The organism is Halorubrum rubrum (genome assembly GCF_024494685.1).
GTDB classification, from domain to species: Archaea; Halobacteriota; Halobacteria; order Halobacteriales; family Haloferacaceae; genus Halorubrum; species Halorubrum rubrum.
In genome coordinates this window covers 128249-138855 of the sequence record NZ_JANHDM010000011.1, presented here as the reverse complement: position 1 = coordinate 138855, position 10607 = coordinate 128249, and the positions used below count along the sequence as shown (strand labels likewise).

The window sequence follows — 10607 nt, the reverse complement described above, 5'->3', positions numbered from 1 at the left end:
TCAGCGTCGAGTCCTTCCCGCCCGTCCACATCACCGCGGGGTTGTCGTACTGCTCGAGACCCCGCCGCGTGACCTCGACCGCCTTCTCGATCTTGTGCTGGAGCGACGGGTAATCGCCCGGACCCTCGCCCTCGCCGTCCGCGTAGTCGACGTCGATCGCCTCGGGGAAGTCGCTCATTCGCTTGGGACGCGGCGTGCGAGGAAGAAGGGTTTTGTGTTTTCTCGCGGGTAGCGCCCGTGAACACGGCTCACACGGAGTGTGGGCGAAACGCAAACGGGACGAGTGCTGAGTCCTCAGAGGTTCACGGTGGAGCGTGACGAATCCGATCCGGGACGCCTCGCCGCACACGTTTTTGTACGATCGCCGTGATGTCGTGTCAATGGCAACCAGGACGGACGGAGCCGCGACCGGCAGCGTACCGAGCGAGATGCGTCACCTGCTTCGGGTGGACCTCTCGGAACGAACCGTCGAGACCGAGGAGATCCCCGAGTCGTACCGGAACGCGTTCGTCTCCGGGAAGGGACTCGGCGCCGCGATGCTCCTCAACGAACTGCCGCCCGGAACGGATCCGCTCTCCCCGGAGAACCCGCTGTTCTTCGCCTTCGGTCCGCTCACGGGACACGCACCGGGAACCTCGAGGTACGGCGTGGTGACCAAGTCGCCGCTGACCGGCGCGTTCGTCGACTCGTACTCCGGCGGACACTTCCCGTCGATGTTCCGCTTCGCGATGCCGAGCTATCTCGGCGTCGTCTTCGAGGGCAGCGCCGACGAGCCGGTCCTGCTCCGCGTCGACGACGGCGAGGTTTCCATCGAGGACGCCGACCACCTGTGGGGGAGCCACGACGCCCGCGAGACTGCCCGAGAGTTCGCCGACCGCAACACCAAGGTCGCGGCGATCGGGCCGGCGGGGGAGAACCGGGTGCGGTTCGCGACGATCTCGAGCGACGAGGCCTCGCACCACGCGGGTCGCGGCGGGGTCGGCGCGGTGATGGGCAGCAAGAACCTCAAGGCGGTAGTCGCGAGCGGAACGAAGCCGGACGACGGCGAGCTACAGGACCTCCGGATCGACCACATGCGGCGGCTCGGAAACGACGCGGAGGTCGAGTGGGCACGGGAGGGAGGCACGCAGCTCATCGTCGACTGGACCCAGGAGGTCGGCGCGCTCCCCTCGCACAACTGGACGGAGGGGACGATAGACGACGTCGAGACGCTCAACATCGACGCCTTCGAGCCGGGACATCGACGACCCGACTCCTGTTACAACTGTCCGGTCGCCTGCGGGCACGTCACCGACTTCGCCGGCACCGACGTCGACGGCGCGTTCCCGGACGCCAGCGTCGCGTGGGGGCCGGAGTACGAGACGATCGGGATGATGGGCGCGAACACGGACGTGACCGACGTGACGGGCGTGACGGAACTCGCGGACCGCGCCGACCGGCTCGGGATGGACACGATCACCCTGGGGAACGTCCTCTCCTGGTTGATGGAGGCGAGCGAGCGCGGCTTCGTGGAGTTCGACATCGAGTTCGGCGACGCGGAGACGGCCGCGCGGGTGGTCGAGCAGGTCGCCCACCGAGAGGGGATCGGCGACGCGCTCGCCGAGGGAACGGTCGGCGCGGCGGAGCGCCTCTGTCCGGACGCTCCGGAGGCCCGCGAGGCCGCAGTCGAGGTGAAGGGGATGGAGCTTCCGGCGTACGACCCGCGCGCGTCCCTCAGCATGGCGCTCGCGTACGCGACCTCGGACCGCGGCGGCTGTCATCAACGCGCGTTCCCGATCGGCTCGGACGCGCTCGGCGGGGAGCGCGACCCGTTCGACACCGAGGGGCACGCGGCGACCGTCGTCGCAGAGCAGAACGAGAGCGCGCTCTCGTTCAGCATGGTCGCGTGCGACTTCACCGCCTACAACTACGAGCGCGTCGCCGAGTGGCTCCGCGAGTTCGGTTACGATCTGACCGTCGACGACCTCGAGACGGTCGGCGAGCGGGCGTGGACGATGACCCGCCTCTTCAACCTCCGCGAAGGGTTCGGCCGCGAGGACGACAGCCTCCCCGAACGGTTGACGCGGCCGCTGGAGTCGGGCGGCCCCGCGGACGGCAACCGGGTCACCGAGACGGAGTTCGAGACGATGCTCGAGGAGTACTACGACATTCGCGGCTGGACCGACGAGGGCGTCCCGGAGGCGGAGACGATAGATCGGCTCGAGCTCGAGGCGTTCGTCCCGGACGAAGTCGAGATCGGGAGGTGATCCCGACGCCGCGGAGGAGTTCTCGCGCGCGTTTCCGAACCCATTAGTCGCTCGAGCGTCCACCTCCATTCATGCCTTCTTCCGAGCAGTCGTCCGACGGCGTGACGCGAGCGAACGGGATGCCGGTCCTCGGACTCGGCACCTGGGAGAACGAGGACCCCGAGCAGTGCGCCGAGAGCGTCAGGGCCGCCCTCGAGGCCGGCTACCGTCACATCGACACCGCGCAGGCGTACGGCAACGAGGCGGCCGTCGGCGAGGGGATCGCCGCGAGCGACGTCGACCGCGAGGACGTCTTCCTCGCCACCAAGGTGTGGATCTCGAACCTCGCGTACGAGGACGTCATCGAGACGACCGAGGAGAGCCTCGCGAAGCTCGGCGTCGACGCCGTCGACCTGCTGTACGTCCACTGGCCGGCCGGCGCGTACGACCCCGAAGAGACGCTGCCGGCGTTCGACGAGCTCCGCGATCGCGGGCTGATAGACCGGGTCGGCGTCTCGAACTTCGAGCCCGACCACGTCGAGCGGGCCATGGACGTTCTCGACGCGCCGGTCTTCGCGAACCAGGTCGAGACGCATCCGTTCTGCAAGCAGACGGAGCTGCGCGAGCACGCGGAGGAACACGGCTACGAGATCGTCGGCTACTCGCCGCTCGCGCGGGGAACGGTGTTCGACGACGACGTGATCGGGGAGATCGCCGCCGACCACGACGCGAGCGCGGCGCAGGTCAGCCTGGCGTGGCTCCGCGAGCGGGGCGTGACGGCGATCCCGAAGGCCACGAGCGAGGACCACATCGTCGACAACTGGGCGAGCCGGACGCTGGAGTTGACGGGCGAGGAGCTGGATCGGATCGACGGGATCGAGCGGTACGACCGGCGGGTTCACCCGGACTTCGGCCCGGACGCCTGGGAGTAACGCCGCCGAAGCGGTTCCGAACGCTCGGGTCGATTATCGCGTTTCGTCGGGCGAGACCGAGCAGGTGTCGATCCCGAGGAGTGAGTACAGTCCGCACGTCCCGGTCGCGGCGGTGACGAGCATGGCGAGCGAGGCGATACCGAGGATCGGTGCCGCGATCGCCGGAAGCGGAACGGATCCGGCGAGCGTCGCGAGCGACGCGACCCCCAACGCTGCGCCGACGGCCGTCCTGACGCGTTTGTCCATAGCTCCCACGTTCTTGTCCATACCACACACTACTACCGCGGGAGACTAAAGGCTATCGGCGATCGGATCCGGACGGCGATCGCCGGAAGCGGCAGCGATCGGCGGCGAGTCGTCTCGGTCGTCGTCGCCGGATGTCCGTCGCCGGACGACCGTCACCGAATGACCGTCACCGGGACGACCGCCTTGTCGACGACGCTCTTCGCGACGCTGCCCACGACCTGTTCGCGCTCCTCGGAGAGCCCGCGGTGGCCGACGTAGATCGCGTCGGCCGCGGTCTCGCCCGCGAACTCCGTGATCGCGTCCGCGGGGCGGCCGGTGAGAAGCTGCATCTCGACGTCGATCTCGACGTCCTCCTCGTCGGCGAGGTCGGCGGCGACCGACCGCGCGTTCTCGAGGATACGCTCGCCCTCCTCGACGGCCGCCTCCTCGCCGGGGAGGACGAGCGTGCCGTCGATCAGTTCGGAGTCCGGCGTCAACACGTGGGCGATCACGAGCGTGGCGTCGAACGCGATCGCCTGACGTGCGGCGTACCGGACCGCTTCGTCCCCCAGCGTGGACCCGTCGGTGGCTACGAGGTAACGCATATCTGGAGGTTTCGCCGCGACCCACATAACTCCTGTCGGGCGTTCCCGTGTCGTGGCTCTCCGGGGACCGTGGAGACCGCCCGCTACTCCCCGTCCCAGTAGTCGACGCCCGCGTCGGCGTCGTAGTACCCCTCCAGCGACCGCTCCTCCCGGCCGCCCGGCGGCGATCCCACGAACACTCCGAACGTTCCCGAGTCGGGGTACACCGTGACGTCCGGCTCGACCATCGTCGAGGTCGCGAGGTATCGGAGGGGGTCGTCGGAGTCGTTGATCACGCGGTGGCCTCCGGACGCGTCGGCCGGGAGCGCGACGTACGCGCCCGCCTCGATCGGACGGGTCCCGTCGGCGGAGCCGTCCTCTCCCGTCGCCAGTCGGATCGCGCCGGTGCCCTCGAGGACGTAGATCGCCTCCTCGTTCGCGGTGTGGTAGTGGTACGGCCACGACTTGTGGCCCGGCGGAATCTCGTACAGGCTACACCCGAGCGCGTCGCTGCCGGCCGCCTCGCCGAGCTGCTTGCGTTTGAACCGGGCCTCGCCGCGGTCGGTCTCGATCCACTCCAGATCCGTCTCGTTCACGTGCCCCATGGGCCGTCGACGGAAGCGGACGCCATAGTTCCGGGGGGCGGGGGGCCGCTCGCGGCGTCGTGGACCTTTATGAGCCGCCCCTCCGAACCGTGCGACGTGATCCCCTCCACGACCGTCACGACCGAAACGGCCGGATCGTCCCCGCGATCGTCCGCGACGACTCGCTCGAACTCGGCCGCCCCGCGTCGATGTATCTGACCCTCTTCGGAGCCCTCCTCGTCGGGCTCGGCCTCGCGATGGCGTGGTACGGGCTCCGCCCGCTCGCGGTGCTCCCGCGCCTTCTTCGAGCCGAAGTCCGGCATCCCGACGCGGCGAGGGAGGCCGCGGACGGCGAGTTCGTGGCGGTCCGCGGAACCGCCCGCGCCGCGGGGGAGACGCTCTCGGCACCGTTCACCGGAACCGACTGCCTCGGCTTCGAGTTCGAGGTCACGGAGCGCCAGCCGTTCGCGGTCGGGCTCCCGTGGCTCGACGCCCGCCTCGACGACGGCGTCGCGACGAGGTCGTTCGTGCTTGAGGGTCCCGGCGGCGACCTCGCCGTCCGGCCGTCGTCGCGGCGGTTCGCGCTCGACACGGCGTCGACGGTCGTCCGCGTCGGCGCGACGGAGACGCCGCCGGACCGGATCCGGCGGTTCGTCGACACCCGCGAGGGGCTCGATCCCGTCGCCGGCTGGGTCGCGGCGATCCCCCTCTTCGGCGCTCGTCGGTATATCGAGCGGCGGATCGACCCCGACGGGACGTACCTCGTCGCCGGGCGGGTCGATCGTGGGGAGGGGAGAGATGGTCTCGCGCTCGCGGGCGACCTCGTGATCACGGATCGCTCGATCCGCGGATTCGTGCTCTCGCGGCTCCGGCGGGCCGCGTTCCCGCTTCTCGTGGGGATCCTGTTCGTCGCTATCGGGCTGTGGGGGATCGCGGCGTGAGTGTGCGTCCGGCGGAAGGGTTCGATCGTCCGTCGTTGAGGCGGCGACACCGCCAAAGCCCCAGTCGCCCGCCCGTACGCAGCAGAAGCCGCGACTGTGAAGGAGCCTCCAAACCCCCATCCCGCCCGCTACCGCGCCTCACGCCTCCCCAGCCTCGTCACCGGACTACGTCCGGCTGCAAGCGAGAGCCTCGCTCTCTCCCTGTCATCCGCCCTCCGCTTCGCTCCGGTCGGCCGATTCCCTCGCGCGGTTCGTTCGCGGCCCGATGGGGCGCTCACGGCACGCGCCACCGCATCGAGAATCCGTCGTTCGGTGGGGTGGTCTCGGTTGAGTCGGCTTTAGTGAAATTCTCGGTCAGTGATGGGTTCTGACGGGCTTGCCGGATACACGCCGGTGGCTGTGTTTAGACGCTAAGAATATTGCCTGAACGGCGTGATTTCGAGGAAGTGAAGCGAGCAGAGTTCGATGTGCCTTCGAAACTCGCCCGCTTCACCGACCGATGTGTGGCTTTGTCTCAAAAATCTGTCGGGAGTGACGGAAATAAGCCTGTCAAGAAAGGGGAAGGTGGCTACGCTGACTGGGTGATCATCACTCTCCACGGACTCCGTGAATATCTCGACCTTCCGTACCGCCGACTCCTCGATATCCTCCGTGAAATGCCTGATATCGTGGAGAAACTCGGGCTGTCGGTCGAGGAGTTGCCGGACTTCACCACGGTTTGTGCTCGGAAGCAAGCGCTGAAGATGCGCGTCTGGCGAGTGCTGTTGCGGCTGTCGGTGAATCTATTTGATACTGGAGAGATTCAGGCCATCGACTCCACCAGTCTCGCTCATCGTTCGTCCAGCCACAACTACGCGAAGCGTGTCAAAGGCACGTTTGAGTCGGTTAAAACCACGCTTCTCGTGGATTGCTCGACGAGAGCAATCCTCGATGTTCACTGTTCAAAGAACCTTCCACACGACACACAGATCGCGTGGCAAGTCCTCACGAGAAATCTCGAACAGCTAGGAACTGTAGTCGCCGACAAAGGCTTTGACTGGGACGAACTCCGTCATATGCTGCGTGAAGAAGGCATCAGACCGGTGATCAAGCACCGTGAATTCTACTCGCTTGATGCCGCTCACAATGCTCGGATTGATGATGAAACGTACCATCGACGATCTATTATTGAATCGATATTTTTCGCGCTGCGCAAGCGATTCGGCTCGACGATTAAAGCCAGAACGTGGTTTGGTCAGTTTCGAGAGATCGTCCTAAAGGTCGCCATCAGAAACATCGAGCAGTCTCTCACCGCCTGAAACACGTGAATTCGAGCGTCTAAACAAGGCCCTGGGCGCGTATGTAGCACCGAAGGAATTCGTGAGTACTCGACGATCAAGGTACGCGTTCGTGTATACCACTAGTGAAGAATTAACACACTGTCGTTAGAAGTACCTACATGGATATCCGACGGAACCTCTACGTCGCTGCATTCGTTGGTGCATCGTTGTCGTACATTTTCAACGTCCTTGCATTCACTGGCACCTTCGATGTGTTCCGTTGGTTCGTGTTCGCTGTCGTCTTTCTCGGCTTTACTTTTGGGTTTGAGAGGTTCATCGGGTGGCAGACTGGATAGCAAGAGTCTCGATTGAGGCGAGTTGTCATTCAGTGCTGCAGACATGCTCTATATTCAGCAAGTCCTTGAGATCGTATCAATGGAACGATGGAACAGAAAACCGTCGCCTCATCTTGCTCGCCATGCGAGTCGCGCTGTGTATGCAGCACGCTCGCATAAGTATCCATCCGAAACTGGTGATTTCTCTAACGAGAAGTCCCACATCTGCATAACGACTACTCCGGCAAGAAAGGTATCGAGAAAATAGGATTTCAACAGAGCCACAGAGACGATTCTCCCGATCGGCAGCGTCCTGTACATCGTCGCCGCGCTGGGATGCGCCGTCGAGGGCGTGGGCTACATTCTCTACCAAGATTGGGCAGTGAGAGTACTCGTCGCTACCGCCGTCCTATCGACGGTGGTCCTCGTCGTGATGTGGGACCGAAAATCGAATCTGTTGGTAGAGAAACGGATACTGGGCGAACTCATCAATCTCGCTATCGTGTACTTGCTCGTCCTACGGTGACGGCCGACCTTCCTCCAACGATACCGACGGAAGGCCGAACGAGGTGGTTCGAACTGTATGCAGTAACGGGTCCAACGATGCTCCTCACGTTATGTCTGCTGAATCCGCGATTCGCTCGTACACTCGTCGCTGGCATCGTTGGCTTCCTCCCAGCAGTGCTCCTGCAGTTGGTCGCCGGAGAGGATGTCGGAGTGCTCTCGGATGCTTCGACATGGTTCCACGGTATCGGGACAGCTGTGCAGTCCGTCAGCGGTGAGTCGTTCCAGCTTGTCGGTGGCGGTCTGCTCGTCGTCGGTGCAGTTGTCATAACTGTTCTTTCGTATCGACTGGCTGTATGGAGATTTGACCGATACTCACCCTCTTTGTAGCATTATCGGGGATGATCTCAATTATCCAGAAATTGAGGAGACTACTCACAACCGGTGCAGGTGCCGGGTTGGTGATTGCGCTCGTTTCCGGGGCTGTAGTCTATCATACCGCAACGAGTGGGTGAGCGCCTCATCAGACCGAACCGGATACCCAGATAGTCCACAATTTGATGTTGTGTTAGCCTCCAAAGTGGTCTATTCTACAGGAATTCGCTTTTCATTGGACTGGTCAGACTATCTGTCGGATGAAAATCGCGGAGGTCGTTCAATGCGGCTCGGTGTGTGCGAACGGGACGTCAGTCACGGACCTGGATGTCTCCGAACACCGCGATGCCAGTCACGATCAGGTCTGGATCGCCATCTCCTGTTTGGGCGTCGGACCGTTTCGGACGCCGGTCGGTCGTCTCGCCGAAGATGCTGAGTGTCTCGATCCGGACGTCCCAGTCGTTCGGAACCCGGATTTCAGCGTCTCCAAACACCGATATCGTCTCGACGATGGCGGGACGCGTCCGAACAGTGGACTCGCGGAGATCGATGAGGGCATCACCGAACACCGAGACGAGTTCTGCACCGGTAAACCGATCAGTGGAGACGCGCCGTTCGTCAGTACCGAAGACGGCGATGGCGGTCAATTCACCGGCAGCGCTATGGCCTTCAAGTCGGATACGTTGGCGTCGCCGCGAGCGATTGACCAGTATCAAGAGCCCAAACAGAACGACAAACAGCGGCCACCAAGTGCTGATCGTCCCATCCGGTAGGGTACCGACGTTGCGAAGGAAGAACGTTCCCGCGATAGCGATGATCATCACCGGGCCGACGAGGTTCCGGAACTCACTTCGAAGCAATGCCCAGACACCAAGGAGTACGAACAGCAGCGGAACCCACTCCCAGATAGATCGAATTTCGAGAACGCCTGTCGTTGAAAGGAGCAAGAGCAGACCGATGAGGACAATGAGGCCGCCAGTAGTGAGTCGTCCAGAGAGATTTCGAGTCATAGATCGTGCTTGTCCAACGAGCACATTAAATATGAGCCACCTGATGGTCGTGCTCAAGACAGGAGCAGGCCGTACGCCAAGCGGATCGAGTTCTATCAGGAGGACTGGAGCGTATTAACTGATTTGTGAACCGTGAACTTACGGGTTCGGGTTCCACTCACGCACCTGTGTTACAAAGAATTCGTGCGTGTAAGATGGAGGGCGCTAATCAGTTGGTTTTGCGTTCGAGATACCACCCGATTCCTCCACCGACTAAGTCACCCAAGAGAACACCAAACGGACCACCGAGCATCAGACCGAATAGAATTCCGAGTACCGCTCCGACGGCGGCATATCCGCCTTCAAGATCGGGCATAACGAGAGAGAATGAGCGTCAGTAACTCGTACCCACATAGCTTCGTCCTCTCGGTTTGTCAGATGTTACACTCCGAAAATCGAGAATCCACTCCTCGGTAGTTGCTAAACTCATCCTCTATATTCAGCACGCCGTGTCTATCAATTCAGTACTATTCCAGCGGAACCGTTGGGGTTGGAACGTCGCTCGTCGAGATCTCGACGAAGCACTCAGTGAGTGGACAATCACGGCCCGACCGGGACCCCGTCACCCGACCTCACTCCGCCGACGACACCCGCACGACCTGCTTTCCGACGTTGTCCCCGGAGAAGAGCCCGAGGAAGGCATCCGGCGCGTTCTCCAGTCCCTCGACGACGGTCTCGCGGTGGCCGATCTCGCCGTCGGCGACCCAGCCCGCGAGCCGCTCCGCGGCCTCCCCGAACCGGGTGGCGTAGTCGCTCACTAAGAGCCCCTGGACTCTCGCTCGCGGGGCGATGAGGAGCGGGAGCTTCCGCGGCCCGGTCGGCGTCTCCTCGTCGTTGTAGTGGGCGATCTGGCCGCAGACGGCGACCCGCGCGTCGAGGGTGAGTTCGCGAAAGACCGCGTCCGTGATCGGTCCGCCGACGTTGTCGAAGTAGACGTCCACGCCGGCGGGGGCGGCCTCCGCGAGCGCCGCACCGTAGTCCTCCGCACGCCGGTAGTTGATCGCGGCGTCGAAGCCGAGATCCTCGGTGAGCCAGTCGGTCTTCTCGTCGGTACCGGCGAAGCCGACGACGCGACAGCCGTTCAGTTTCGCGATCTGACCGACGACGGAGCCGACCGCGCCGGCCGCACCGGAGACGACGACCGTGTCGCCCGGCTTCGGCTCGCCCACCTCGAGCAGCCCGAAGTACGCCGTCCGTCCGGGCATCCCCAACACGCCGAGGTACGCCGACGGGTCCGCCACCGTCGGGTCGACCGGCGCGGCGTCGTCGGCGTCGAGGAGCGCGTGGTCGGCCCACGTCCCGTTCCCGGTGACGAGGTCGCCGGCGTCGTAGCGGTCGTCGTCGCTCGCGACGACCTCGCCGACGACGCCGCCCCTCAGCGCGTCGCCGACCGCCCACGGCTCCGCGTACGACTCCGCGTCGCGCATCCGCCCGCGCATGTACGGGTCCACGGAGAGGTAGCGGACGCGGACGAGCACCTCGCCGGGGTCGGGCTCCGGGCGCTCGCGCTCGCGGAGGTCGAAGCAGTCGAGGTCCGGTTCGCCGCGGGGCCGTTCGGCCAGGATCCACTCGCGCGTGGTGTCGGTCACGCCCG

General features: G+C 64.3%; 10 protein-coding genes and 1 pseudogene. 5 read left to right on the top strand and 6 right to left on the bottom strand.

Going from position 1 to position 10607, the window contains the following annotated elements; translation table 11 throughout:
- Positions 1-178: pseudogene (locus NO889_RS12890) on the bottom strand (phosphoadenosine phosphosulfate reductase family protein); the annotation flags it as partial.
- Between the two features lie 202 nt (positions 179-380).
- Here NO889_RS12890 and NO889_RS12885 point away from each other — a divergent pair.
- Both NO889_RS12885 and NO889_RS12880 read left to right on the top strand, forming a co-directional pair.
- A complete protein-coding gene (locus tag NO889_RS12885) occupies positions 381-2246 on the top strand; it encodes an aldehyde ferredoxin oxidoreductase family protein (RefSeq protein ID WP_256412646.1) in 1866 nt (621 codons plus the stop codon).
- A gap of 119 nt (positions 2247-2365) precedes the next feature.
- A complete protein-coding gene (locus NO889_RS12880) occupies positions 2366-3157 on the top strand; it encodes an aldo/keto reductase (protein WP_256412654.1) in 792 nt (263 codons plus the stop codon).
- Positions 3158-3190: 33 nt separating this feature from the next.
- On the opposite strand, the gene NO889_RS12875 is transcribed toward NO889_RS12880, so the two are convergent.
- The 3 genes from NO889_RS12875 to NO889_RS12865 form a co-directional block, all read right to left on the bottom strand.
- A complete protein-coding gene (locus NO889_RS12875; RefSeq protein ID WP_256412645.1) occupies positions 3191-3424 on the bottom strand; it encodes a YgaP family membrane protein in 234 nt (77 codons plus the stop codon).
- Positions 3425-3555: 131 nt separating this feature from the next.
- Positions 3556-3987: a universal stress protein gene (locus NO889_RS12870; protein WP_256412644.1), complete on the bottom strand. Its 432-nt coding sequence runs from the start codon at positions 3985-3987 to the stop codon at positions 3556-3558.
- An 83-nt stretch (positions 3988-4070) separates the two neighbouring features.
- Positions 4071-4571 (bottom strand): cupin domain-containing protein, encoded by a 501-nt coding sequence (locus NO889_RS12865; protein WP_256412643.1) that lies wholly within the window; start codon positions 4569-4571, stop codon positions 4071-4073.
- An 89-nt stretch (positions 4572-4660) separates the two neighbouring features.
- Between NO889_RS12865 and NO889_RS12860 the strand changes: the two genes are divergently transcribed.
- The 3 genes from NO889_RS12860 (at position 4661) to NO889_RS12850 (ending at position 7106) form a co-directional block, all read left to right on the top strand.
- Complete coding sequence (locus tag NO889_RS12860) at positions 4661-5491, top strand: hypothetical protein (RefSeq protein ID WP_256412642.1); 831 nt, start codon at positions 4661-4663, stop codon at positions 5489-5491.
- 467 nt (positions 5492-5958) lie between these two features.
- Positions 5959-6789, top strand: a complete 831-nt coding sequence (locus NO889_RS12855; RefSeq protein ID WP_256412653.1) for an IS5 family transposase — start codon at positions 5959-5961, stop codon at positions 6787-6789.
- Positions 6790-6929: 140 nt separating this feature from the next.
- Complete coding sequence (locus tag NO889_RS12850; protein WP_256412641.1) at positions 6930-7106, top strand: hypothetical protein; 177 nt, start codon at positions 6930-6932, stop codon at positions 7104-7106.
- Between the two features lie 1169 nt (positions 7107-8275).
- Here the strand turns inward: NO889_RS12850 and NO889_RS12845 are convergent.
- Positions 8276-8974 (bottom strand): LiaF transmembrane domain-containing protein, encoded by a 699-nt coding sequence (locus NO889_RS12845; protein WP_256412640.1) that lies wholly within the window; start codon positions 8972-8974, stop codon positions 8276-8278.
- Positions 8975-9585: 611 nt separating this feature from the next.
- Positions 9586-10602 (bottom strand): NADP-dependent oxidoreductase, encoded by a 1017-nt coding sequence (locus NO889_RS12840; RefSeq protein WP_256412639.1) that lies wholly within the window; start codon positions 10600-10602, stop codon positions 9586-9588.
- Positions 10603-10607 lie beyond the last annotated feature (5 nt).

Coding starts and splice junctions, on each gene's coding strand:
- NO889_RS12865 (WP_256412643.1), bottom strand. CDS start 4,571: ATGGGGCACGTGAACGAGACGGATCTGGAGTGGATCGAGACCGACCGC.
- NO889_RS12850 (WP_256412641.1), top strand. CDS start 6,930: ATGGATATCCGACGGAACCTCTACGTCGCTGCATTCGTTGGTGCATCG.
- NO889_RS12870 (WP_256412644.1), bottom strand. CDS start 3,987: ATGCGTTACCTCGTAGCCACCGACGGGTCCACGCTGGGGGACGAAGCG.
- NO889_RS12875 (WP_256412645.1), bottom strand. CDS start 3,424: ATGGACAAGAACGTGGGAGCTATGGACAAACGCGTCAGGACGGCCGTC.
- NO889_RS12885 (WP_256412646.1), top strand. CDS start 381: ATGGCAACCAGGACGGACGGAGCCGCGACCGGCAGCGTACCGAGCGAG.
- NO889_RS12880 (WP_256412654.1), top strand. CDS start 2,366: ATGCCGGTCCTCGGACTCGGCACCTGGGAGAACGAGGACCCCGAGCAG.
- NO889_RS12845 (WP_256412640.1), bottom strand. CDS start 8,974: ATGACTCGAAATCTCTCTGGACGACTCACTACTGGCGGCCTCATTGTC.